Here is a 25,136-nt window from a genome sequence, read left to right as displayed (position 1 = left end):
GCCCCACCGTGTCCGCAGCCGACCTCCTCCTCACCGGAGCCCGTGTCCGCACCCTCGACCCGGCCCGGCCGGAAGCCACCGCCGTGGCGGTCAAGGACGGGGTGATCACCGCTGTCGGCGACGAGGCCGGGCTGCGCGAGTGGCGCGGCAACGGTACTGAGCACATCGACCTGTCCGGGGCCACCCTCACGCCCGGTCTGGTCGACGCGCACAGCCACCCCGTCTGGGGCCTGGAGATGGCCACCGGCACCGACCTCACCGCCGTCCGCGACCTCGACCAGCTGCGCGCCGCTCTGGCCGGGGCCGAGCGGACCGAGGGCTGGATCGTCGCCTGGGGCCTGGACCACAACGCCTTCCGCGGGCGCCCCGTCGACCGGGCACTGATCGAGGACGCCATCGGCGGCGCCCCCGCCTTCATCCGGCTCTACGACGGGCACTCCGCCCTGGCCAGCGGGGCGGCCCTGGAACGCGCCGGGATCACCGGCCCGCGCACCTTCGTCCAGCGCTCCACCGTCGTCTGCGAACCCGACGGGCGCCCCACCGGGCATCTGATCGAGCACGCCGCGATGGACCTGGTCGGGGAACGGCTGCCCAGGCCCTCGTACGCGGAGCGCCGCACCCGCCTCGTGGAGCTGCTCTCCGGCATGGCCGCCACCGGACTCACCGGGGCCCACGTGATGGACCTGGCCGACGGTTCGGTGCCCGGGCTGCTGGCCGCCGTGGAGGCGGAGACCGACCTGCCGGTACGGCTGCGGCTGGCCCCCTGGTGCATGCCGGGCGCCGACGAGGAGGCCCTGGAGGAGCTGGTACGGCTGCAGAGCGAGGCGGGCCGGCTCTGGCGGGTCGGCGGGGTCAAGTTCTTCATGGACGGCACCGTCGAGGGCGGCACCGCGTGGCTGGAGCACGCCGACTGCCACGGGGAGGGCACCGAGGCGTTCTGGCCGGACCCGCAGGCGTACACCGCCGCCGTCCACCACCTCCACCGCGCCGGGGTGCGCACCGCCACCCACGCCATCGGGGACGCCGCCGTGCGGCATGTGCTGGACACGGTCGGGGCGCTGGGGGAGAGCGGCCGGCTCCGCCACCGCGTCGAGCACATCGAGACCGTGCCCGACGGCCTGGCCGCCCGGTTCGCCGAGCTGGGGGTGATCGCCTCGATGCAGCCCACCCACACCGCGTACACCCGGGCCGACCACAGCGACGAGTGGTCGAAGCGGCTGGGTGACGAGCGGGCCGGCCGGGCCTGGCGCTGCCGGGACCTGCGCGACGCCGGGGCGTACCTGGCGCTGGGCTCGGACTGGCCGATCGCCCACTACGACGTACGGCAGGTGCTGGCCACGGCCCGGCTGCGGCGGCTGCCCGGGGCGTACGACACCGAGCCGGTCACCGCCGGGCAGGCGCTGACCGGGCTGATGGCGCTGGAGGGCTGCACCTCGCACGCGGCGGTCGCCGCCGGGGAGCAGCGGGTCGCGGGCCGGATCGCGGTGGGGTACCGGGCCGATCTGACGGCGTTCGGGGTGGATCCGGTGACGGTGCCGGCGGACGAGCTGGGCGAGGCGGCGGTGCGGCTCACGGTGTGCGGAGGACGCGTGACGCACCGGGGCTGAGGCGCCGTCGGGCGGGCCGGGTCCTCAGCGACGGCCCGCCGCCGCGCCCGCCGCCGGGCGCCGGGTCCGGACCGGCGCACCCGCGGCCAGCCCCGCCAGCCGGGCCCCGCCGCGCGGCGGCGGCACCCGCCTGGGCAGATGGTGCGGCAGCGAGCCGTACCAGGCGTACGAGACGGCGTAACCGAAGGCCAGGCACGCCATGCCGCCCAGCGCGTCCAGCCAGAAGTGGTTGGCGGTCGACACGATGACGACCAGGGTGATCGTCGGGTAGAGCAGGGCCAGGACACGCGCCCAGGGCGCGGAGGTCAGCGCGAAGACGGTCAGACCGCACCAGAGCGACCAGCCGATGTGCATCGACGGCATCGCCGCGTACTGGTTCGACATGTTCTTGAAGTTGCCCGAGGCCATCGAACCCCAGGTGTGGTGGACCAGCACGGTGTCGATGAAGTGGCCGCCGTTCATCAGCCGGGGCGGGGCCAGCGGATACAGGTAGTAGCCGAGCAGCGCCACACCCGTGGTCGCGAACAGGGCCAGCCGGGCCGCCGCGTAACGGCCGGGGTGACGGCGGAACAGCCACACCAGAACACAGACGGTGACGACGAAGTGCAGCGTCGCGTAGTAGTAGTTCATCGAGACGATCAGCCATGTCACGGAATTCACCGCGTGGTTGACGGTCTGTTCCACGGCGATGCCCAGGTACCTCTCGGCCGACCAGATCCGGTCGGCATTGCGCAGCGCCTCGGTCCGCTGCTCCGGGACGGCGTTGCGGACCAGCGAGTACACCCAGTAACTGGCCGCGACGAGCAGGATTTCGAACCAGAGACGCGGCCGGCGCGGGGAACGCGACGAACGCGGTGCGCGGAGCGGGAAACGCGCTCCCGCCGGGTCGCCGTCACGCCGCCCGGTGCTCCGCTTCGCGTTCGCCGCAGGGGCCGCCTCGTCCACGATGGGTGACGGGGTGGCCTCCGACCGGCCTTCCTTCGATGTCACGCTCAATTCACCCATAGGCACAGAGTCTGCCAGAAAATGCCCTTCCGCCCGATCATCCTCCGGCCGGGGCCGGGCCGCACATCCGTGGGTGCCGGAACTGCGTACGGGGAGCGGGCGTGGGATCCTTGAGCGGTCAGGCGGTGGCGGCCGGAGCGGGCCCGGGGCCGGCTGCCGTTGAACCGCGAACGACCAGTTCGGGCATGAAGACGAACTCGCTGTGCGGAGCGGGCGTGCCGCCGATCTCCTCCAGCAGCGTGCGAACGGCGGCCTGGCCCATCGCCGTCACCGGCTGACGGATCGTGGTCAGCGGCGGATCGGTGAACGCTATGAGCGGCGAGTCGTCGTAACCGACCACCGACAGATCGCGCGGAACCCGCATCGACAGCCGCCGGGCGGCCCGGATCGCGCCGAGCGCCATCATGTCGCTCGCGCACACCACCGCCGTGCAGCCCAGCTCCATCAGCGCCGAAGCCGCGGCCTGTCCACCCTCAAGAGTGAACAGCGAATGCTGGATCAGCTCCTCCACCGCGTCCGGAGCGAGGCCCAACTGGTCGCGCATGGTGGCGTGGAAGCCCTCGATCTTGCGCAGCACCGGCACGAACCGCTTCGGGCCGACCGCCAGCCCGATCCGCTGATGGCCCAGTGACACCAGATGCGTCACCGCGAGCCGCATCGCGGCCCGGTCGTCCGGCGAGATGAACGGCGCCTGGACCTTGGGCGAGAAGCCGTTGACCAGGACGAACGGGACACCCTTGGCGCGCAGTTGCTCGTAGCGCTGCATATCGGCCGAGGTGTCGGCGTGCAGCCCGGAGACGAAGATGATGCCCGAGACGCCGCGGTCGACCAGCATTTCGGTCAACTCGTCCTCGGTGGAGCCGCCGGGGCTCTGGGTGGCGAGCACCGGCGTGTAGCCCTGCCGCGTCAGCGCCTGGCCGATGACCTGGGCCAGGGCGGGGAAGATGGGGTTCTCCAGCTCGGGCGTGATCAGGCCGACCAGTCCCGCGCTGCGCCTGCGCAGCCGTACGGGCCGTTCGTAGCCGAGGACGTCGAGCGCGGCGAGAACGGATTCACGGGTGGCCGCAGCAACACCGGGCTTGCCGTTCAGTACACGGCTGACCGTCGCTTCGCTGACCCCCGCCTGAGTTGCGATATCGGCAAGCCGTGCGGTCATGGAAGTGGACTGTACCGGGCGTATGTCGGATTGCCCACCATGGGCATGAATCGGACGACTGCCTCCGTGCGCCGGTTCGCGAGGGTTTACCGGCAATATCTTGCAAGGTCTTGCGAGCCGGGTCTGCGGGCTCCGGTCGGATCGTCGCACCGCATGGCCCGCGGGCTGTGGCCTGCCACTGTCCGGTTGTGATGCCGGGCGTCAAGGGTCTTGACGGCAACCGTGAGGACACGCGAATGTAACGATCGTCGGCGCTTGCAGAAATCTTCCGCAAACTCTTTCGGCGTTCTTTCATCCTTGTTACGTTCTCGTCGACCCGGCGCCGCGACGGAGCGGTACGGCAGTTGAAGGAGTTCAGATGCGACGTGGCATAACGGCCACCGCCCTGGTCGCGGCCCTGGCCCTCGCGGCGACCGCCTGCGGCAGCGACAGCGAGTCCGACGGCACGGGCAAGAGCTCGGGCGAGCTCTCCGGCACGGTGACGTGGTGGGACACCTCCACCGCGGGCAGTGAGGACAAGGTCTTCAGGAAGATCGCCGAGGACTTCACCAAGAAGCACCCGAAGGTCCAGGTCAAGTACGTCAACGTCCCCTTCGGCGACGCGCAGAACAAGTTCAAGAACGCGGCGCAGTCCGGCTCCGACGCCCCCGACGTCATCCGCTCCGAGGTCGCCTGGACCCCCGAGTTCGCCGACCTCGGCTACCTCGCCCCGCTCGACGGCACCACCGCGCTGACGAAGCCGGACGACTTCCTCAAGCAGGCCGCCGCGTCCACCAAGTACAAGGACAAGACGTACGCGGTGCCGCAGGTCATCGACTCCATGGGCATCTTCTACAACAAGAAGATCTTCAAGGAGGCCGGCGTCGAGGTCCCCAAGACCGTCGACGAGCTGAAGACCGTCTCCAAGAAGATCAAGGACAAGACCGGCAAGACCGGCATGTACCTGCGCGGCGACGACGCGTACTGGTTCCTCTCCTTCCTGTACGGCGAGGGCGGCGACATGGTCGACGCCTCCACCAAGTCCGTCACCATCGACAACCCCGCGGGCGTCAAGGCGATGAAGGTCGTCAAGGACCTCGTCGACTCCGGGGCCGCCAAGACCGATGCCACGGACGGCTGGGAGAACATGCAGGCGTCCTTCAAGGACGGCAAGGTCGCCATGATGATCAACGGCCCGTGGGCCGTCGCCGACACCTACGCCGGCAAGGAGTTCAAGGACAAGGCCAACCTGGGCATCGCCCCGGTCCCGGCCGGCTCCGCCGCGCAGGGCGCCCCGCAGGGCGGCCACAACCTGGCCGTCTACGCGGGCTCCAAGAACCTCGACGCCTCCTACGCCTTCGTCGACTACATGACGTCGGCCGAGACCCAGGCCAAGGTCACCAAGGAGCTGAGCCTCCTGCCGACCCGCACCTCCGCCTACGCCCGGCAGGACGTCGTCGACAACGAGATCGTCGGCTTCTTCAAGCCCGTCGTCGAGACCGCCGTCGAGCGCCCCTGGATCCCCGAGACCGGCAGCCTCTTCGCCCCGCTCGTGACCGAGTACACCAAGGTCCTCACCGGCCAGGCCACCCCGGAGAAGGCCACCAGCACGACCGGCGACTCCTACCGCAAGCTCCTCAAGGGCTGGAAGTAACAGGAAGGCAGGCCGGCTGATGGCTGTCCACACCGGCCAGTCGGTGGCGAAGGCCGCGGGCGACGACGTCGCCCGCGGCCGGAGCCGCGGCACTGGCACACCCCCGCCGCCGGGCAGGCTCCGGCGGGCCCTCTCGACCCACTGGTACGCCTGGACCATGGTCGCCCCGGTCGTCGTCGTGATCGGCGTGATCATCGGATACCCGCTGGTCCGCGGCATCTACCTGTCGCTGACCGACGCCAACGAGCGCAACGTCGCGCGGTCCATCGGGGTCAACCACCTGCCCGCCACGTACAAGTTCGTGGGGCTGGACAACTACACCGAGGCGCTCACCGGCGAACAGTTCCTCGGCACGCTCGGCTGGACCCTGGTGTGGACGGTCTCCTGCGTGGCCATCACCTTCTGCCTCGGCATGGCCCTCGCCAACATCCTCAACCGCCGGATCGCCGGCCGCTCCGCGTACCGGATGGCGCTCATCCTGCCCTGGGCCATCCCCGGCTTCGTCTCCGTCTTCGCCTGGCGCTTCCTCTACAACGAGGACCGCGGGCTGCTCAACAAGATCCTCTCCGGCGGCGGGATCGACGGCATCCCGTGGCTGAACGACCCCACCTGGGCGAAGTTCTCCGTCATCGCCGTCAACGTCTGGCTCGGCGTGCCGTTCATGATGGTCGCCCTGCTCGGCGGACTGCAGTCGATCCCCAGCGAGCACTACGAGGCCGCAGAGATGGACGGCGCCACCGCCTGGCAGCGGTTCCGCCACATCACGCTGCCCGGACTGCGGCCGGTCTCCACCACGGTGATCCTGCTCTCCACCATCTGGACCTTCAACATGTTCCCGGTGATCTACCTGCTGACCCGCGGCGGACCCGGTGAGGCCACCCAGATCCTGGTCACCCAGGCGTACAAGTTCTCCTTCGAGATCAGCCCGCGCGACTTCGCGCAGTCCTCCACCTGGGGCGTACTGATCCTCGTACTCCTGCTGATCTTCGCCGCCGTCTACCGGCGAGTCCTGCGCACCCAGGGAGACGACTGGTGACCACCACCGCACCCACCCCCGCCGCGCGCCGCCCCGCGCCCAAGGTCCGGCTGCGCGGGGAACGTTCGCCGCTGGCCTCCGCCGGCCTGCACCTGACGCTCATCGTCGCGTCCGTGATCGCCGTCTTCCCCGTGCTGTGGGTCCTGCTCACCTCGCTGAAGCCCGCCGCGTTCGCGACCACCACGGACTTCTTCAAAGAGACCACGTTCGAGAACTACACGAACCTGATCCAGAACACGAAGTTCCTCACCTGGTTCGGCAACTCGCTGCTCATCGCGGGACTCACCACGCTCCTCGGCGTCATCGTCTCCGCCTCCACCGGCTACGCCGTCAGCCGCTTCCGCTTCCCCGGCAAGCGCGGGCTGATGTGGACGCTGCTGGTCACCCAGATGTTCCCGGTCGCCGTCCTCATCGTGCCGATCTACAACATCATGGCGGGCATGGGGCTGCTGAATCAGCCCGCCGGTCTCGTCATCACCTACCTCACCATCTCGGTGCCGTTCTGCGCCTGGATGATGAAGGGCTTCTTCGACACCATCCCGCGCGAGATCGACGAGTCCGGGCAGGTCGACGGCCTCACCCCGTTCGGCACGTTCTGGCGGCTGATCCTGCCGCTCGCCAAGCCCGGCCTCGCCGTCACCGCGTTCTACTCCTTCATCACCGCGTGGGGCGAGGTGGCGTACGCCTCCGCCTTCATGGTCGGGGAGGACAACCTCACCCTCGCCGGCGGACTCCAGCTCTTCGTCAACCAGTACGGAGCCCAGTGGGGTCCGATGACCGCCGCGTCCGTGCTCATCGCGATACCCGCGGCCCTGGTCTTCCTGTTCGCGCAGAAGCACCTCGTGACCGGCATGTCCGCCGGAGCCGTCAAGGGCTGAGGTCCACGACCGCAGCACGACCCGCACGCACCAGTCACGGCGGTCGCCGGAATCCCGACCCGGCTCCGGCGCCGCTCCCCACCCAGACACCCCAGGGACGACATGACCCAGCACCTCGCTGCCCCCTCCACCGGCACGTCCGGCGCCGCTCCGGCCCACCAGACCGGCTGGTGGCGGGACGCGGTGATCTACCAGGTCTATCCGCGGAGCTTCGCCGACGGCAACGGCGACGGCATGGGCGATCTCGCAGGCGTACGCGGCAGACTCCCGCACCTCAAGAGCCTCGGCGTCGACGCGGTCTGGCTCAGCCCCTTCTACGCCTCCCCGCAGGCCGACGCGGGCTACGACGTCGCCGACTACCGTGCCATCGACCCGATGTTCGGCACCCTGCTGGACGCCGACGGGCTGATCCGGGACGCCCACGACCTGGGCCTGCGGATCATCGTGGACCTGGTGCCCAACCACTCCTCGGACCGGCACGAGTGGTTCAGGCGCGCCCTCGCCGAGGGCCCCGGCTCCGCCCTGCGCGAGCGCTACCACTTCCGCCCCGGCAAGGGCACGGACGGTGAACTGCCGCCCAACGACTGGGAGTCCGTCTTCGGCGGCCCCGCCTGGACCCGCACCACCGACCCGGACGGCACCCCGGGCGACTGGTACCTCCACCTCTTCGCGCCCGAGCAGCCCGACTTCAACTGGGAACACCCGGCCGTCGCCGACGAGTTCCGCTCCATCCTGCGCTACTGGCTCGACATGGGCGTCGACGGCTTCCGGGTCGACGTCGCCCACGGCCTCGTCAAGGCCGCCGGCCTGCCCGACCTCGGCAGCCACGACCAGCTCAAGCTGCTCGGCAACGACGTCATGCCCTTCTTCGACCAGGACGGGGTGCACCAGATCTACCGCTCCTGGCGCACCATCCTCGACGAGTACCCCGGCGAACGGATCGCCGTCGCCGAGGCATGGACCCCCACCGTCGAGCGCACCGCCAACTACGTGCGCCCCGACGAGATGCACCAGGCGTTCAACTTCCAGTACCTCTCCACCTCCTGGGACGCCGCCGAGCTCCGCAAGGTCATCGACACCTCGCTCGACGCGATGCGCCCGGTCGGCGCCCCCACCACCTGGGTGCTCTCCAACCACGACGTGACCCGGCACACCACCCGGTTCGCGAACCCGCCCGGCCTCGGCACCCAGATCCGCACCCCCGGCGACCGCGAGCTGGGCCTGCGCCGGGGCCGCGCCGCCACCCTGCTGATGCTGGCACTGCCCGGCTCCGCCTACATCTACCAGGGCGAGGAGCTCGGCCTGCCCGACGTCACCGACCTGCCCGACGAGGTCCGCCAGGACCCGTCGTTCTTCCGCGCCGAGGGCCAGGACGGCTTCCGCGACGGCTGCCGGGTGCCGATCCCGTGGACCCGCGAGGGCAGCTCGTACGGCTTCGGTGACGGCGGCAGCTGGCTGCCGCAGCCCGCGGGCTGGGGCGAGCTCTCCGTGGAGGCGCAGACCGGTGTGGCGGGCTCCACCCTGGAGCTGTACCGGGCCGCGATCGCCGCCCGCCGGGCACACCCGGGGCTCGGCGCCGGAAGCTCGGTGGAGTGGCTCCAGGCCCCCGAGGGGCTGCTGATCTTCGCCCGCCCCGGCTTCGTCTGCACGGTCAACACGACGGGCCGCCCGGTCCGTATCCCCGTGCGCGGCACCGTCCTGCTGTCCAGCAGCCCGGTCGTCACCGACGGCGCCGAGATCGAGCTCCCCGCGGACACCACGGTGTGGTGGACGGTGTGACGGTTCCTCCGCCCAGGGCCTCTCCTCCGGATCAGGCCGGATCAGGGAGCGGGGTCCGGTGCGTGCAGCCGCAAGGCGGAGGAGGGAACCGACGCGGGGCGTCGGTGACCGACGACAGCGCCGCGGATGTGCGTGCCGACCCCCGTGAACCCGGCAAGATCCGGAAGAGAGGCCCTGGGGCCGGTGCGCCGAGACTCTCGGACATCGCCGGCCAGGCAGCGGTCAGCGAGGCGACCGTCAGCCGGGTGCTCAACGGGAAACCGGGCGTCTCGGAGACCACCCGTCAGCGGGTGCTCGCGGCGCTGGACATCCTGGGCTACGAACGTCCCGTACGGCTGCGGCAGCGCAGCGCCGGGCTGATCGGACTGGTGACGCCCGAACTCACCAACCCGATCTTCCCGGCGTTCGCGCAGTCCGTCGAGCAGGTGCTGGCCGGTCACGGCTACACCCCGGTGCTCTGCACCCAGATGCCCGGCGGTGCCACCGAGGACGAACTCGTCGAGCAGCTGGTGGAGCGCGGCGTCGGCGGGATCGTCTTCATCTCCGGGCTGCACGCCGACATGTCGGCCGACCCGGCCAGGTACGCCGCGCTCACCGAGCGCGGTGTGCCGTTCGTCCTGATCAACGGCTACAACGAACGGATCAGCGCGCCGTTCGTATCGCCCGACGACGCCGCCGCCGTGCGGATGGCCGTCGGGCACCTCGCCGACCTCGGCCACAGCAGGGTCGGTCTGGCGATCGGGCCGCAGCGCTATGTGCCGTCCCGCCGCAAGCGCGAGGGGTTCGTCGACGCCGTCGTGAACCTGCTGGGCCTGGACCGCGCCGAGGCCGAACTCCTCGTCTGTCCCACGCTGTTCAGCGTCGAGGGCGGCCAGGTCGCGGCCGGTGCGCTGCTCGACCAGGGGTGCACGGGCATCGTCTGCGGCAGCGACCTGATGGCGCTGGGAGTGGTGCGTGCTGCCCGGGAGCGCGGGCTCGGTGTGCCGCGCGACGTGTCGGTGGTGGGCTTCGACGACTCGCAGCTGATCGCGTTCACCGATCCGCCGCTGACGACGGTGCGCCAGCCGGTGCAGGCGATGGCCGCGGCGGCGGTGGGCGCGCTGCTGGAAGAGATCGGCGGCAGCCCGGTGCAGCGCACGGAGTACGTGTTCCAGCCGGAGCTGGTGGTACGGGGATCCACCGCCGCACTCCGGGGCTGCTGAGGCCCGCGGGGCCGGGCGTACAGGAGAGGCACCGGGAGTCGGCCCTGGATGGGCCTGCGGGGAGTGAGCGACCCCGGGTGCCTCTCTTGTCCTTGACCGGCCCGGCCGGCCGGGCGCGTGGGGTCCGGGATCGCCGGAACCCCCGGCCGACCGGACCGGAGTCGGGAGAAACTTAACAGCGCTGCAATGTTTTGCGTAAGTGCTTGCAGGGGGAAAACTCCTGGGTTTCGCGGATGTGAGCGGGCCGTGTCCAAAGGGTTGACCGGAACCTGACGGGCTCGTACGGTCTCCACCGCGGCAAGGTTTGCATTCTTGCAGCAAGAACCTTCAGGAGCCTTGAGGGCAGGGCGCGTTGCCACGTGAGGCTGCACCGTCACCCGCATTTCCCCCCACAGCAGGAGGAAACATGGCACGCAGACCACTGTCCGCGGCGCTCGCCCTGGCAGCAGGCGCCGCCGCCCTCGTGGCCCCCACCACGACCGCTCAGGCCGCCGCCCCCGGCGACAAGGACGTCACCGCGGTCCTCTTCGAGTGGAAGTTCGACTCGGTGGCCAGGGCCTGCACGGACTCCCTCGGCCCGGCCGGCTACGGCTACGTACAGGTCTCGCCGCCCCAGGAGCACATCCAGGGCGGCCAGTGGTGGACCTCGTACCAGCCGGTCAGCTACAGGGTCGCCGGACGGCTCGGCGACCGCGCCTCCTTCGCCGCCATGGTCAACACCTGCCATGCGGCCGGCGTCAAGGTCGTCGCGGACTCCGTCATCAACCACATGTCGGCCGGATCGGGCACCGGCACCGGCGGCTCCTCGTACACCAAATACGACTACCCCGGCGTCTACTCCGCGGCCGACATGGACGACTGCACCGCGCAGATCAGCAACTACCAGGACCGCGCCAACGTCCAGAACTGCGAACTCGTCGGCCTCGCCGACCTGGACACCGGCGAGGACTACGTGCGCGGCCGGATCGCCGCCTACCTGGACGACCTGCGCTCCCTGGGCGTGGACGGCTTCCGGATCGACGCCGCCAAACACATGCCCGCCGCCGACCTGGCGAACATCAAGTCACGGCTGAGCGACCCGAACGTCCACTGGAAGCAGGAGGCGATATACGGCGCGGGCGAGGCGGTCTCGCCCGACGAGTACACCGGCACCGGGGACGTCCAGGAATTCCGGTACGCCCGCGGCCTCAAGCAGGTCTTCAACAACGAGAACCTCGCCTATCTGAAGAACTACGGCGAGGGCTGGGGCTTCATGCCGTCGTCGAAGGCCGCGGTCTTCGTCGACAACCACGACACCGAGCGCGGCGGCGACACGCTGAACTACAAGGACGGCGCGAACTACACCCTCGCCAATGTCTTCATGCTGGCCTGGCCGTACGGCTCGCCCGACGTCCACTCCGGCTACGAGTGGTCCGACAAGGACGCGGGCCCGCCCAACGGCGGCACGGTGAACGCCTGTTACAGCGACGGCTGGAAGTGCCAGCACGCCTGGCGCGAGATCTCCTCCATGGTCGGCTTCCGCAACACCGCGCGCGGCGAGGCCGTCACCGACTGGTGGGACGACGGAGGCGACCGGATCGCGTTCGGCCGCGGCGCCAAGGCGTACGTCGCGATCAACCACGAGGGCTCCGCGCTGACCCGTACGTTCCAGACCTCGCTGCCCGCCGGTGACTACTGCGACATCCAGTCCGGCAACGGCGTCACGGTGAACGGCTCCGGCCGGTTCACCGCGACCCTGGGCGCGAACACGGCGGTGGCTCTCCAGGTGAACGCCCGGAACTGCGCGACCGCCTGACCCGCCACGTGCGGCCCCGGACCGCCTGGTGACCCGGGGCCCGGGGCCGCACCGGGGCGTCTCCTCGGGTGACGCGGACTCGCCGCACACCGCGGTCAAGGCGCTCACCTGCTGCGTCACCCTGCGGGGATCGCCCCGACACATCCCCTCCCGGTGCACCCGTCCCGCACCGGCCGAGCCCCCCACCCGTACACAAGGAGACCCAGCCCGTGTCCCGTTCCACCCTCAGGCGGGGAGCCGTCGCCGCACTCTGCGCGGCGCTCCTCCCTGTCGTCCCGGCGGCCACCGCATCGGCCGCGCCGAGACCCCCGGGCCCGCCCTCGGACGCGAAGCTCGCCCAGGCACCCGCGCGGCACGACCTGACCCGCGAGCAGTTCTACTTCGTCATGCCCGACCGGTTCGCCGACGGCGACACGTCCAACAACCGCGGCGGGCTCACCGGTTCGCGCCTGAAGACCGGGTACGACCCCACGGACAAGGGCTTCTACCAGGGCGGCGACCTCAAGGGCCTGACAGAGCGGCTCGACTACATCAAGGGCCTCGGCACCACCGCCATCTGGCTCGCCCCGATCTTCAAGAACCGCCCCGTCCAGGGCACCGGCAAGGGCGCCTCGGCCGGCTACCACGGCTACTGGATCACCGACTTCACCCGGGTCGACCCGCACTTCGGGACCAACGCCGATCTGACGAAGCTGATCGGCAAGGCCCACGCCAAGGGCATGAAGGTCTTCTTCGACGTCATCACCAACCACACCGCCGACACCGTCGACTACGCCGAGAAGGCATACGGCTACCGGCCGAAGGGCGCCTACCCGTACCTGGACGAGAACGGCCGCCCGTTCGACGACAGCAAGGGCCTGGCGAAGGTGGACGCGGACTCGTTCCCGTACACGCCGGGCAACACCGCGAACGACAAGGTCCCGGCCTGGCTCAACGACCCGACGATGTACCACAACCGGGGCGACTCGACCTTCGCCGGCGAGTCCGCCGAGTACGGCGACTTCTCCGGGCTGGACGATCTGTGGACCGAGCGGCCCGAGGTCGTGACCGGCATGGCGAGGATCTACGAGAAGTGGGTCCGCGACTTCGACATCGACGGCTTCCGGATCGACACCGTCAAACACGTCGACCTGGACTTCTGGACCCGGTGGGCGACCGCCCTGGACACCTACGCGGCCGAGCACGGACGCGAGGACTTCTTCATGTTCGGCGAGGTCTACTCCGCCGACACCGCCATCACCTCGCCCTACGTCACCCGGGGCCGGCTCGACGCGACGCTCGACTTCCCCTTCCAGGAAGCGGCACGCCAGTACGCCTCCCAGGGCGCCCCGGCCTCGAAGCTCGCCGCCGTCTTCGGCGACGACTACCGCTACACCACCGACAAGGCCAACGCCTACGAGCAGGTGACCTTCCTCGGCAACCACGACATGGGCCGCATCGGCACCTTCCTGAAGCAGGACAACCCGAAGGCCGACGACGCGGAACTCCTCCGGCGCGCGGAGCTCGCCAACGAGCTGATGTTCCTGGGCCGGGGCAATCCCGTCGTCTACTACGGCGACGAGCAGGGCTTCACCGGCGCGGGCGGCGACAAGGACGCCCGCCAGACCATGTTCGCCTCGAAGACCGCCGACTACCTCGACGACGACGAACTGGGCACCGACCGTACCCACGCCACCGACGCGTACGACCCCGGCCATCCCCTGTACCGGAACATCGCCGCGCTCTCCGAACTCACCCGGAAGAACCCGGCCCTGCGCGACGGCGTCCAGACCGAGCGCCACGCGGAAGGGTCCGTCTACGCGTTCTCCCGCACGGACCCCCGGAAGCCGAACGAGTACCTCGTCGCCACCAACAACGGCACCGGACCGCGGACCGTCGAGCTGCCCACCGCATCCGCCGGCATGAACTTCCGGACGCTGTACGGCGGTTCGGGTGTCGTTCGGAGCGGCTCCGACAAGAAGGTCACCGTCACCGTCCCCGCGCTCTCCAGCCTCGTGCTGCGCGCCGAGAAGCCGATGGGTGCCCCGGCCGCCAAGCCGGCCATCACCCTGAAGGCGCCCGCCGCCGGGGCCACCGGCACCGTCGAGATCTCCGCCGACATCGACGGCGGCGGCCTGAACCGGGTCGTCTTCGCCGCGCAGACCGGCAACGGGAAGTGGGCCACGCTCGGTTCCGCCGACCACGCCCCGTACAAGGTCACCCAGCACCTGGACGGCAAGGTGGCGGCCGGAACCCCGCTGCGCTACAAGGCGGTCGTCGTCGACCGCGCCGGACGCACCGCGAGCGCCCTCGCCGGGACCACCGCCGGACAGGCTCCCGCCCCCGAGAAGCCGGTGGCCGTCGAGCGCGACCACGCGGTCGTCCACTACAGACGCGCGGACGGCGACTACACGGGCTGGACACTCAAGTCCGGTGACCGCACAGCGCAGTTCGCCGGGCGCGACGCCTACGGGGCCTTCGCCTGGCTGAAGCTCGACGAGGGCGCCTCCACCGTCCCGTACACCGTCGAGAAGGACGGCACCGCCGACGGGCCGCAGCGCACCGTCGAACTCGCCAGGACCGGACAGGTCTGGATCGAGCAGGGCCAGGACGGCCAGGCCGACAAGGCCCCCGACGGCGCCTACCCGCCGCAGGACACCACCAAGGCCGTCCTGCACTACTACCGGCCCGACGGCGACTACGACGGCTGGGGGCTGCACACCTGGACCGGCGCCGAGGACCCCACCGACTGGGCCAGGCCGCTCCGGCCGGTGAAGAAGGACGCCTCCGGCGTCACCTTCGAGGTGCCGCTCACCGACGGCGCCACCTCGCTCAGCTACATCCTGCACAAGGGCGACGAGAAGGACCTCCCCAGCGACCAGTCGCTCGACCTCGCCACCTACGGGCACGAGGTCTGGATGCTCGGCGCGACCCCCGGCTACCTGCTGCCGCAGACCGGCGGCATACCCACACCCGACCTCACCGAGGCCGAGGCGCAGTGGATCGACGCCGACACCGTCGTATGGAAGGTGAAGGCCACCGGGGCCACCAGCCAGCAGCTCGTCTACGCGAAGAACGGCGGCATCTCCGTCGTCGACGGGGCGCTCTCCGACGAGGGCCAATGGCTGCGGCTCACCCCGTCCGCGCTGACCGACGCGCAGAAGGCGAAGTACCCGCACCTCAAGGACCACCCCGCGTTCACCGTCGACGTCCGCGACCGGGACCGGGTCCCTGAGGCGCTGCGCGGCCAGCTGATCGCCACCCAGCGCGCCGCCAACGGCGCCCTGCTCGCGGCCACCGGCGTACAGAGCGCGGGCGTGCTCGACGACCTGTACGGCAGACACGCGGCCGGCGCCTCGCTCGGCCCGGTCTTCGACCGCCACGGCCGGCCCACCCTGTCCGTCTGGGCGCCCACCGCCCGTACCGTCGCCCTCGAACTCGACGGCCGCAGCGTCCCGATGCGGCGCGACGACCGCACCGGCGTCTGGTCCGTCACCGGCACCGCGAAGTGGACCGGCAAGCCCTACCGTTACGCGGTCGACGTCTGGGCGCCCACCGTCCGGAAGATGGTCACCAACAAGGTCACCGACCCGTACTCCACCGCCCTGACCACCGACTCCGCCCGCAGCCTCGTCGTCGACCTGGACGACCCGGCCCTCGCGCCGAAGGGCTGGTCCGGGCTGCGGAAACCCGCCGCCGTACCGCTGCGCGACGCCCAGATCCAGGAGCTGCACATCCGCGACTTCTCGATCGCGGACCGCACCTCGGCCCACCCCGGCGAATACCTCGCCTTCACCGACACCCGCTCCGACGGGATGAAGCACCTCAAGCGGCTCGCGGACTCCGGGACCAGCTACGTACATCTGCTGCCCGCCTTCGACATCGGCACCATCCCCGAGAAGAAGTCCGCTCAGCAGAAGCCGGCCTGTGACCTCTCCGTGTATGCCCCCGACTCCGAGGAACAGCAGGCCTGCGTGGCGAAGGCCGCCGCGAAGGACGGGTTCAACTGGGGCTATGACCCGCTGCACTACACCGTCCCCGAGGGCTCGTACGCCTCCGACCCCGACGGCACCCGGCGCACCGTCGAGTTCCGGCAGATGGTGCAGGGGCTCAACGGCGCGGGGCTGAGGACCGTCATGGACGTCGTCTACAACCACACCGTCGCCTCCGGCCAGGACGACAAGTCCGTACTCGACCGGATCGTGCCCGGCTACTACCAGCGGCTGCTGGACGACGGCACCGTCGCCACCTCCACCTGCTGCGCCAACACCGCCCCCGAGAACACCATGATGGGCAAGCTGGTCGTCGACTCGGTGGTCACCTGGGCCAAGGAGTACAAGGTCGACGGCTTCCGCTTCGACCTGATGGGCCACCACCCCAGGGCGAACATCCTCGCGGTCCGCAAGGCGCTCGACGCGCTGACCGTGGCGAAGGACGGCATCGACGGGAAGAAGATCATCCTGTACGGGGAGGGCTGGAACTTCGGTGAGATCGCCGACGACGCCCGCTTCGTCCAGGCCACCCAGAAGAACATGGCCGGAACCGGCATCGCCACCTTCTCCGACCGGTCCCGCGACGCCGTCCGCGGCGGCAGCCCCTTCGACGAGGACCCGGGCGTACAGGGCTTCGCCACCGGCCTCTACACCGACCCCAACACCTCGGCCGCCAACGGGACGAAGGCCGAACAGAAGGCCCGGCTGCTCCACTACCAGGACCTGATCAAGGTCGGCCTCACCGGCAACCTCGCCGACTACACCTTCACCGACTCCTCGGGCCGCACGGTCAAGGGCTCCGGCGTCGACTACAACGGAGCCCCCGCCGGATACGCCGCCGCCCCCGGCGACGCCCTCGCCTACGCGGACGCCCACGACAACGAATCGCTGTACGACGCGCTCGCCTTCAAGCTCCCGGCGGGCACCCCGGCGGCCGACCGGGCCCGCATGCAGGTCCTGGCGATGGCGACGGCCACCCTCTCGCAGGGGCCCTCGCTCTCCCAGGCGGGCACCGACCTGCTGCGCTCCAAGTCCCTGGACCGCAACTCGTACGACAGCGGCGACTGGTTCAACGCCCTGCACTGGGACTGCCGCGACGGCAACGGCTTCGGCCGCGGGCTGCCGCCGGCCGCCGACAACGAGTCCAAGTGGTCCTACGCGAAGCCGCTGCTGGCCGATGCCGCGCCGAATCCCGGCTGCGCACAGATCGACGGCGCGTCCGCCGCGTACCGGGATCTGCTCACCATCCGCTCCACCGAGCAGGACTTCTCCCTCGCCACGACCGGGCAGGTGCAGTCCGCCCTGTCCTTCCCGCTCTCCGGGAAGGACGAGACGCCCGGGGTGATCACCATGCGGCTCGGGAAGCTGGTGGTCGTCCTCAACGCGGCCCCCGGCACAGAAACCCAGACGGTCGCCGAACTGGCCGGGAAGCAGTACGCGCTGCACCCCGTCCAGGCTGCGGGCGCGGATCTTACTGTCAAGAAGTCCACATATGACAGGAGTTCGGGAAGATTCACCGTCCCGGGACGTACGGTGGCGGTGTTCTCCCTGAGTTGAGCCCGGACAGGGATACGTTGGGAGGCAGCAGCCGCCGGGGAATGCCGCAGCACCGCACCCCCGGCGCGCCCTCCCACCCCCCGGCCGGTCCCGGCCCCTCTCCGGACGGCGCAGGCGTCCCCGCATGCCTGCGCCGTACCGGAACCAGGGTCCGGGACCGGCCGGTCCACCTGTTTCAGCGACGGTGACCATGGCGAGCAACATCCCCGAGGAGACAACGAGCTTTGTCGGACGGAAAGCCGAACTTGCCCGGCTCGAACACACCCTCGCCACGCACCGGCTGACCACGCTCACCGGCAGCGGTGGCGTCGGCAAGACCCGGCTCGCGGTCCGCGCCGCCCGGCAGGCGGCGGCCGGACACCGCGACGGCGCGTGGTGGGCCGACCTGTCACCGCTGCACGACGACGGACTGCTCATCGCGACCGTCTCCGACGCCGTCGGGCTCTCCGACCACACCCTGCGCATGCCCATCGACGCCCTGTGCGAATGGCTCGTCGACAAGGAAATGCTGCTGATCCTCGACTCGTGCGAACATCTGCGCCCCGCCTGCGCACACCTGCTCGGCGAGATCCTCACGACATCGCCCGGCCTCACCGTGCTCGCCACCAGCCGCCAGCCCCTGAGCATCAAGGGCGAACACGTCGTCGAGGTGGACCCGCTGCCCGTCGAGGGCGCGGCCGACGCGCTGACGCTGTTCCGGGACCGGGCATCCGCCGCGGCCCCCGAGCTGTCCCTCGACGAGCCGGGCAACGCGGAGGCAGCCGCCGAGATCTGCCGCCGCGTCGAAGGCATTCCGCTCGCCGTCGAACTCGCGGCCGGGGCCCTCGGCCGGGACACCGTCCAGCAGGTCGCCGCCCGGATCAGAACCCGCTTCGACGTACCCGCCGACGCCTCGATCTGGCCGCCCCGCCACCGCACCCTGCGCACCGCCATCGGCTGGAGCCATGAGCTGTGCACCCCGCTGGAGCGGCTGCTGTGGGCCCGGCTGACCGTGCTGCGCGGCGACTTCGACGAGGCCGCGGCCCGCGAGGTCTGCGCCGGGGGACCGCTCACCCCGGCCGGTGTGACCAGGGCGCTGAAGGGCCTGGTCGCCAAGTCCGTCGTCGGCCGGGACGGCGTACGGCACCGCATGCTCGACACCATCCGCGAGTACGGGCGGATGTGGCTCGCCGAACTCGGCGAGGAACGCGCCGCCGCCGACCGGCACGCCGCCTGCTTCCTCGGCCTGGCCCGCAACGCCCACGCCGGCTGGACCGGCGACGACCAGATCAGCTGGTACCACCGCATCGCCGAAGCGCACGCTGACCTCTGCGCCGCCCTGGACCACCTGCTGGCCCACGACACCGCGGCCGCCCAGGAGATGGCGGGACGGATCGGCTTCTTCTGGTGCTGCTGCGGCCATCTCCCGCAGACCCGCGAGTACGCCCGGCGCGCCCTGGCCGCCGGACCGGCCGAGGGCCCCCACCGCACCCGAGCCCTGTGGGTGCTGGGCATCACCGTCATGCTCCAGGGCGACTACCCGGCTGCCCGCCGGGTGGGCCGGGAGTGCACCAGGGAAGCCACGCGCGACGGCACCGACGAGGGCATCCTCGCCGCCGCCTATCTGTGCGGCCTCACCCATCTGATGACCGGCCGCCCCGAGGCGGGCCTGCGCGAGGTCGACCGGGTCCTGCGCTCGACCGGAAGCGCCACCCCGCTCGAAAAGGCCTACCGGCTGCGCTGCCGGCTCATCACGGTCTTCGCGCTGACCGGCCTCGGGCGGCTGGACGAGGCGGCGGAGGCCGCCGCGGTCCTGCGCGCGGTCTGCGTGGCCCAGGACGAGTGCTGGACCCGCAGCTACGTCGACTACCAGCTCGCCCTGATCGCCCTGCTGCAGGGCGACGCCGAAACCTCCGCCGCCCACGCCCGCTCGATGCTCGCGGGCAAGCACCGCATGCGCGACCGCTTCGGCATCGCGCTGGGCCTGGACATCCTGGCCGCGGCGATCGCCGCCCAGGGCGCGGGCGCCCGGGCGGCCCGGGTCTACGGCACCGGACAGGTGTACTGGCGCATGGTCGGCCAGCCACAACGCGGCACCCCCGAACTGGGCCCGCTGCGCGAGGCATGCGAACGCCAGGCCCGCGAGGCCGTCGGCGACGCCGCCTACCAGCGGGCCTTCGAACGGGGCCGGGCCGACAACGCGGAGGTCGGCCTGGCGGCCGCACTCCAGGGCGAACTGCTCATGTAGGGCGCGGCCGGCACACCTTGCACGGACACGTCGATCAGCGTAAGTGTGAGGTCCGACAACGGGCCGTCCCCTCGGCCCCGCAACGAGGAGCGCAAGATGCCGCAGATCACCGTCGACTACTCAGCCGAGCTCGACGACAGCTTCGACCGCCGCGGCTTCGCGCTCGCCCTGCACCCGCTGGTCGCCGAGACGGTCACCACGAAGATCGCCGCCTGCAAGACCCGCTTCCGGCGCGTGCAGGACTTCGTGGCCGGCGACACGGCCGCCGGTGACGCGGTCCTGCACATATCGATCGCGATGCTGCCCGGCCGCAGCCCGGAGACCAAGGCCCGACTGACCTCCTCCGTACTGGAGTTGGCCGCGGCACACCTCGCACCCGGCCCCGACGTCACCGTCCACGCGTCGGCGGAGACCCGCGATCTGGACCCGTCCTACGACAAGCGCTGAGCCGCTACGGCAGCCGCTGCGCGGGAACGGCGGGTACGGCGGGCGCCAGCGCGGAGAGGCGGTCCAGCAGCTCCCCGAAGGGACCGTCCGCCGGCTCCTGGCCGAGCACCCGCAGCACGATGCCCGCCATCTCCGCGTCGTACGCGGCGCTCACCGCGGCCAGCGCGGCGAAGTCGTGCACCAGCTGCACCTCCAGCTCCTCGCGCGGAATCCGTCGTCCGTCCAGCCAGATCAGCGCCGTCGACTCGGCCAGCGACACCCAGGAACGCACGACCAGCTCCAGCCGGGCCGGCGGATCCTCGACCCCCAGATGGGACAGGATCTGCTCGCAGGCGGCCTGCCGCACCCCGTCTATCATCGCGTTCGCCGTCGAGGACCCCGCCGCGGGGCCGCCCCGCATCAGCGCCGAAAACCCCGGGCCGTGCTCTTCGACGAAGTCGAAGAACCGCCCCATCACCCGCAGCAGCCTGGTGCCCAGCGGACCCTCGCGGGGTTCCACGAACCGGGCCGCCAGCTCGTCGGCGGCCCGGCGCAGCGCGGCCTCGTACAGGCTCTGCTTCCCCGGGAAGTAGTGGTAGACCAACGGCCGCGAGATGCCCGCGGCGGCCGCGATCTCATCGATCGACACCTCGTCAGGGGCTCGGTGACTGAACAACTCCAGCGCGACACCGATCAATTGCTGTCTGCGCTCCTCGACGCCCATCCTGCGCCGCACCCCGGTCGTCATGGTGAACAGCGTACCGAGTGGGGCGGCGGGGCAGGGGCGGCGGGCGGCCCCGACCTCGCCGCCCCGCCGTTCCTACAGATCCAGCACCAGCCGCTCGCCCCGGCACCGGGACACACAGATCAGCATCGAGCCGTCCCGCTCCGAGTCCGTCAGGAGTTCGTCGCGGTGGTCGATCTCGCCCTCCAGGACGCGCTGTTGGCACGTCCCGCAGAAGCCCTGCTCGCAGGAGTACGAGACGTACGGCAGCTCCTCGCGCACCGCCGCCAGCACCGACTGGTCCGCCGCCACCCGGACCGTGCGGCCGGAGCGGCGCAGCTCGACCTCGAACGGGCCGGAGCCGGCCGACGAGCCGGTCGCCGCCGTGAAGCGCTCCAGATGGAGGGTGCGGCCGGGCGGGAGGGCGGCTGCGACGGCGTCCATCAGGGGTTCGGGGCCGCAGCAGTAGACGGCCGTGCCCTGCGCCGTCTCCGCCAGGGCCGCCGCGGCGTCCGGGTGGCCCGCCTCGTCCTCGGCGACCACCGTCACCCGGCCGCCCTCCGCGCCCAGCTTCTCGATCTCGTCCAGGAACGGCATCGAGGCGCGGGTCCGTCCGCCGTACAGCAGGCGCCAGTCGGCGCCCGAGGCGGCGACGGACCGCAGCATCGGCAGGATCGGGGTGATGCCGATGCCGCCCGCGACGAACAGGTACGCCGGGGCGTCGGCGAGCGGGAAACGGTTGCGCGGGTCGCGGATCTCCACCTCCTCGCCCTCGTGGAGCTGCGCGTGGACCTCGCGGGAGCCGCCCCGGCCGTCCTCGACCAGCCGCGTCGCGATGGTGTACGTGTCGGGGTCGGCCGGATCGCCGCACAGCGAGTACTGGCGGACCAGGCCGGAGGGCAGCAGGAGATCCAGGTGCGCGCCGGGCTGCCACGGCGGTAGGGCGGAGCCTTCGAGACGGAGCTGTACGACGCCCTCGGCCGGGGCGGTCCGCTCGGTTATCAGCAGCCGGCGGGTGGCCGTGGTCCGTCGCCCGGACCGGCCCGAGACCGGTTCCTCCAGGGCCGGCAGCGGCCACAGCGGGGAGTCCTGGATCCGGCGGTGCAGGGCGCGCTTGGCCAGCAGTGCGGCGCCCGCGACCAGGACGACGGTGCGCAGGCGGGGCAGGGGGAGCGGCATGGTCAGCTGGTTCCCGTCATACGGGCCTCGGCGGCGGTGGCCGCGGGCGAGTGGGCGAGATAGTCGATGGCCTGGGCCGTGCTGCCCTCCTGTGAGGGGTGGTAGTCCCGGCTCAGATAGCGGGGTACCGAGCGCAGCAGATCACCGGTGGCGGGCAGGGTGCCGCGCCTGCCGCCGAGGTAGAAGTCCTTGAACGAGCCCTTCCCGTTCAGCAGGCTCGGATCGTTCTCCATGAAGAAGCGGATGCCGCGCTGCCAGAGGAAGACCAGCGCGCTGAACGCCGTGGCCCAGGTGCGGGCCCGGCGCGGGTAGCCGCCGTCGACATGCATGAACACCTCGAACGCGACCGAGCGGTGCTCGACCTCCTCCGCGCCGTGCCAGCGCAGCAGGTCCAGCATCATCGGATCGGCGCCGCGCCGGTCCAGCTCGTCGGCGTTCAGCACCCAGTCGCCGAGAAATGCGGTGTAGTGCTCGATCGCCGCGATCAGCGCCACCCGCTCCATCAGCCACCACTTGCGCGCCCGGCCGGGCGGCAGCGTCCGGTCGCCGAGCAGCTTCTCGAAGAACCAGTCGACCTGCGCGGTGTACGGCGTCGGGTCGAGACCGAGCTCCTTCAGGCGGGGCAGGACGTCGTCGTGCGCCTGGGAATGCACGGCCTCCTGGCCGATGAAGCCGATGACGTCCTGGCGCAGCTGCTCGTCGTGGATGTACGGCAGCACCTGCCGGTACACGTGGATGAACCAGCGTTCTCCGGCGGGCAGCAGGAGGTGGAGCACATTGATGGTGTGCGTGGTGAACGGGTCGCCCGGAACCCAGTGCAGGGGAGTTTTCTCCCAGGCGAAGGAGACCTTGCGGGCCTTGAGAGGCGTCCGCTCCGAGGCGACCGGCGCCGGCTGCGTGTTAGACATATTGTCAATGTACTGAGAGGTAAGCCGCCGGAACAGAGGCGTGCGGCGAATTCCTGACGCCCGGGAGAACGGGCCGTCAGCGCAGCGCGCCCGCCCGACTGCCGTCCATCAGCGTCCCGTTCAGCCGCGCGCGGTCGCCCGCCCGCGCCGGTGCGGCGAGCAGTCGGCCGTCGGAGCGCGCCGCCACCCCGCCCGACGCGGTCAGCGAGGCGAACTGCGCACTGCCCGCCGCCAGTACGTACCAGCGCCCGCCCTGCGACTTCCACAGCACCCCGGCCAGCACCCGGGGATCACGCGCCCCGCAGGCCGGGGAGTCCTCGGCCCTGGCCGCGACCGCTCCGGGCGGCCCGCCCGTCGCGGCGGCCGGCGCCGACGGGGCCTGGAACTGGGCGAGGACCCGGCTGCCGGTACCCCGCCAGGTCTCCGCCCGGGTGCAGAGCCAGCGCGCGGAGCCGTTGTCCTCGGGCAGCGACTGCACGGCGTACTGCCAGGAGTTCACCGACCGCACCCCGTGCGAGCGCACCGCCGGCAGCAGACAGGCGGTCCGCGCCCAGCTGTCCCGCTCGGCCCGCCCGGTGACATCGTGCGGCGCGGACGGCGGGCCCGAGGTGAGCCGGGCCGGGGCCAGTTCGCCGAGGTCCGCCATCAGCCGGGCCGACCGGCCGTCGCGGACCTCGACCACCTCCCAGGCACGGCAGTCGCGGGCCGTCGCCGGGCTGGTCAGCGCGGCGGTCACCCCGTCGGGGCCGCGCCGCAGCGGGTGTGGGGCGCCGCCCGGCGCCAGCAGGTCCCGCACCGAAACCGCCGTCACCCAGGGCGCGGTGAGGTAGCGGATCCGGTCGCCCGCCCGCGCCACGATGAGCGCGGCGGCCGACGCCCGGTCCGCGCCGTCGACCCGGGCGAAGTCGAGCGCGACACCCTCGTCCCGGCCGGCGTCCAGCGGCTCCGCGTACCGCACGACGCGCAGCCCGTCGTGGAACAGCACCACCGCCACCCCGTCCACCTCGCCCGCGTACAGCAGTTGCGGCGCACCCATCGGAGGCCCGACGGGGGTGTCCGGGGTCGTCGAGGTACGCACCGTGCCGTCCGGGTGAGCCCAGACGGAGAGCGCCCGGCGCAGCAGCCCGGTGTCCCCGGCACGGTCGCCACGGGTGGGCCAGGAGGTGAAGTCGGTACGCGGTGAACGCTGCCAGAACGTCGCGGACACCCGGCTCACCCGGTCCGGATCCAGGGCCTGTTCGGCGACGGCGGCCCGGGTGTACTGCGCCCCGGTCGGAGCGCCGCGCCCCCAGCCCTGGCCCGGCAGCCCCAGCAGCGCCCCGCACACCAGCAGTGCCGCGACGGCCGCCAGCGCCGCCTTCGCGTACCGGCGGCGGCGCAGCAGATCCGGCGGCCGGGCCTGGAGCGAGCAGGGGTCGAATTCCGGGGAGCCGAGGAGCGCGTACGGCGCCGGAACACTTGCCGCCTCCGCGAGCGCCGCGTACGGGTCCGCGACCCCGGCGCCCGCGAGCGCCCGCCGGACCTCCGCGTCGGCCAGCCCCTCCAGGCCGCGCAGGGCGTGGGCGGCGCGGCCGGGACCGGAGAGCGCCGACAGGGCGTTCTCCAGGGCGAGTCCGTCCGATCCGCCGGAGTGCGGGAACAGCCGCAGCCCCCACACGAGCGGGAGGAGCGACGGCAGCCGGGCGCGCCCGGACCCGAGACGCGGACGGCCCGCCGCCAGGGCCGCGCGCAGCACCCGGCGCCGTGCGTGCGCGTACGACGGATCCACCGCCGCGGCGCCGCCGGGTCTGCGCGGCACCGGGATGCCGGCCCCGGCCCCCGCCCGGCGCCCGGACAGCAGGCACCGCTGGGCCAGCGCGTGCGCCTTCAGCACCCGGCGGTGGCTGCCGAGCGACGGCGGCAGCACGAGATAGCCGAGCCGGACCAGCCGGGGATAGTGCTCGACGAGCGCCGCCCCGGCCTGCTCCCCGTCGGCCGGGACGGCTGTGGAAGGTACTTCTGGCAGTGGACGCACGTTCAGCAGAACGAGCGAATCGTGCGATGGTCACCCCGG

The 25,136-nt window shown here is 71.6% G+C and carries 15 protein-coding genes and 1 pseudogene; 10 read left to right on the top strand and 6 right to left on the bottom strand.

Going from position 1 to position 25,136, the window contains the following annotated elements:
* The first annotated feature begins 8 nt into the window (after window positions 1-8).
* Entirely contained in the window at window positions 9-1,607 is a 1,599-nt protein-coding gene (locus tag ACFVH0_RS28360) for an amidohydrolase (protein ID WP_385824703.1), read from the top strand.
* Between the two features lie 24 nt (window positions 1,608-1,631).
* Here the strand turns inward: ACFVH0_RS28360 and ACFVH0_RS28355 are convergent, their stop codons facing one another.
* Together ACFVH0_RS28355 and ACFVH0_RS28350 are read right to left on the bottom strand one after the other, a co-directional pair.
* Window positions 1,632-2,552 carry a phosphatase PAP2 family protein gene (locus ACFVH0_RS28355; RefSeq protein ID WP_385824739.1) on the bottom strand — a complete coding sequence of 307 codons (921 nt, stop codon included), beginning with the start codon at window positions 2,550-2,552 and terminating at the stop codon, window positions 1,632-1,634.
* Between the two features lie 178 nt (window positions 2,553-2,730).
* Window positions 2,731-3,768 carry a LacI family DNA-binding transcriptional regulator gene (locus ACFVH0_RS28350; RefSeq protein WP_385824701.1) on the bottom strand — a complete coding sequence of 346 codons (1,038 nt, stop codon included), beginning with the start codon at window positions 3,766-3,768 and terminating at the stop codon, window positions 2,731-2,733.
* 358 nt (window positions 3,769-4,126) lie between these two features.
* Here ACFVH0_RS28350 and ACFVH0_RS28345 point away from each other — a divergent pair, with 358 nt between their 5' ends.
* The 9 genes and pseudogenes from ACFVH0_RS28345 (at window position 4,127) to ACFVH0_RS28305 (ending at window position 20,293) form a co-directional block, all read left to right on the top strand.
* Entirely contained in the window at window positions 4,127-5,401 is a 1,275-nt protein-coding gene (locus ACFVH0_RS28345; protein WP_385824698.1) for an extracellular solute-binding protein, read from the top strand.
* 19 nt (window positions 5,402-5,420) lie between these two features.
* Window positions 5,421-6,437 (top strand): carbohydrate ABC transporter permease, encoded by a 1,017-nt coding sequence (locus ACFVH0_RS28340; protein WP_385824696.1) that lies wholly within the window; start codon window positions 5,421-5,423, stop codon window positions 6,435-6,437.
* Window positions 6,434-7,315, top strand: coding sequence for a sugar ABC transporter permease (locus ACFVH0_RS28335; RefSeq protein WP_385824694.1), 882 nt, complete (start codon window positions 6,434-6,436; stop codon window positions 7,313-7,315). Before ACFVH0_RS28340 ends, ACFVH0_RS28335 begins: the two co-directional genes overlap by 4 nt.
* Window positions 7,316-7,417: 102 nt before the next feature.
* On the top strand, window positions 7,418-9,094 hold the full coding sequence (locus tag ACFVH0_RS28330) for a glycoside hydrolase family 13 protein (RefSeq protein WP_385824692.1): 1,677 nt from the start codon (window positions 7,418-7,420) through the stop codon (window positions 9,092-9,094).
* Window positions 9,095-9,252: 158 nt separating this feature from the next.
* Complete coding sequence (locus ACFVH0_RS28325) at window positions 9,253-10,296, top strand: LacI family DNA-binding transcriptional regulator (RefSeq protein ID WP_385824737.1); 1,044 nt, start codon at window positions 9,253-9,255, stop codon at window positions 10,294-10,296.
* Between the two features lie 406 nt (window positions 10,297-10,702).
* Window positions 10,703-12,079, top strand: a pseudogene (locus ACFVH0_RS28320) (alpha-amylase family protein); the annotation flags it as partial.
* A gap of 221 nt (window positions 12,080-12,300) precedes the next feature.
* Window positions 12,301-17,619 carry a pullulanase-type alpha-1,6-glucosidase gene (pulA, locus tag ACFVH0_RS28315; RefSeq protein WP_385824690.1) on the top strand — a complete coding sequence of 1,773 codons (5,319 nt, stop codon included), beginning with the start codon at window positions 12,301-12,303 and terminating at the stop codon, window positions 17,617-17,619.
* Window positions 17,620-17,809: 190 nt separating this feature from the next.
* Window positions 17,810-19,846: an ATP-binding protein gene (locus ACFVH0_RS28310; RefSeq protein ID WP_385824688.1), complete on the top strand. Its 2,037-nt coding sequence runs from the start codon at window positions 17,810-17,812 to the stop codon at window positions 19,844-19,846.
* A 96-nt stretch (window positions 19,847-19,942) separates the two neighbouring features.
* Window positions 19,943-20,293, top strand: coding sequence for a 5-carboxymethyl-2-hydroxymuconate Delta-isomerase (locus ACFVH0_RS28305; protein ID WP_385824686.1), 351 nt, complete (start codon window positions 19,943-19,945; stop codon window positions 20,291-20,293).
* Window positions 20,294-20,297: 4 nt separating this feature from the next.
* Here ACFVH0_RS28305 and ACFVH0_RS28300 read toward each other — a convergent pair whose 3' ends face one another.
* The 4 genes from ACFVH0_RS28300 to ACFVH0_RS28285 all read right to left on the bottom strand — a co-directional run bounded on the left by ACFVH0_RS28300 (window position 20,298) and on the right by ACFVH0_RS28285 (window position 25,097).
* Window positions 20,298-21,020, bottom strand: a complete 723-nt coding sequence (locus ACFVH0_RS28300) for a TetR/AcrR family transcriptional regulator (protein ID WP_385824684.1) — start codon at window positions 21,018-21,020, stop codon at window positions 20,298-20,300.
* A gap of 72 nt (window positions 21,021-21,092) precedes the next feature.
* Window positions 21,093-22,175: a PDR/VanB family oxidoreductase gene (locus ACFVH0_RS28295; protein WP_385824683.1), complete on the bottom strand. Its 1,083-nt coding sequence runs from the start codon at window positions 22,173-22,175 to the stop codon at window positions 21,093-21,095.
* Between the two features lie 2 nt (window positions 22,176-22,177).
* Window positions 22,178-23,083: a metal-dependent hydrolase gene (locus ACFVH0_RS28290; RefSeq protein ID WP_385824681.1), complete on the bottom strand. Its 906-nt coding sequence runs from the start codon at window positions 23,081-23,083 to the stop codon at window positions 22,178-22,180.
* A gap of 76 nt (window positions 23,084-23,159) precedes the next feature.
* Window positions 23,160-25,097: a hypothetical protein gene (locus tag ACFVH0_RS28285; protein WP_385824679.1), complete on the bottom strand. Its 1,938-nt coding sequence runs from the start codon at window positions 25,095-25,097 to the stop codon at window positions 23,160-23,162.
* Window positions 25,098-25,136: the final 39 nt, after the last annotated feature.

Origin of the sequence: Streptomyces sp. NPDC127117, from assembly GCF_042677325.1 — a bacterium.
GTDB lineage: Bacteria > Actinomycetota > Actinomycetes > Streptomycetales > Streptomycetaceae > Streptomyces.
The sequence above is the reverse complement of the archived record's forward strand: the minus strand, read 5'-3'. Positions and strand labels throughout refer to the sequence as shown.

Bases quoted from the DNA above. Each gene is read 5' to 3' on its own strand.
- ACFVH0_RS28340 (WP_385824696.1), top strand. From the start codon at position 5,421: ATGGCTGTCCACACCGGCCAGTCGGTGGCGAAGGCCGCGGGCGACGAC.
- ACFVH0_RS28345 (WP_385824698.1), top strand. From the start codon at position 4,127: ATGCGACGTGGCATAACGGCCACCGCCCTGGTCGCGGCCCTGGCCCTC.
- ACFVH0_RS28290 (WP_385824681.1), bottom strand. From the start codon at position 23,083: ATGTCTAACACGCAGCCGGCGCCGGTCGCCTCGGAGCGGACGCCTCTC.
- ACFVH0_RS28350 (WP_385824701.1), bottom strand. From the start codon at position 3,768: ATGACCGCACGGCTTGCCGATATCGCAACTCAGGCGGGGGTCAGCGAA.
- ACFVH0_RS28305 (WP_385824686.1), top strand. From the start codon at position 19,943: ATGCCGCAGATCACCGTCGACTACTCAGCCGAGCTCGACGACAGCTTC.
- ACFVH0_RS28295 (WP_385824683.1), bottom strand. From the start codon at position 22,175: ATGCCGCTCCCCCTGCCCCGCCTGCGCACCGTCGTCCTGGTCGCGGGC.
- ACFVH0_RS28300 (WP_385824684.1), bottom strand. From the start codon at position 21,020: ATGACGACCGGGGTGCGGCGCAGGATGGGCGTCGAGGAGCGCAGACAG.
- ACFVH0_RS28310 (WP_385824688.1), top strand. From the start codon at position 17,810: ATGGCGAGCAACATCCCCGAGGAGACAACGAGCTTTGTCGGACGGAAA.
- ACFVH0_RS28330 (WP_385824692.1), top strand. From the start codon at position 7,418: ATGACCCAGCACCTCGCTGCCCCCTCCACCGGCACGTCCGGCGCCGCT.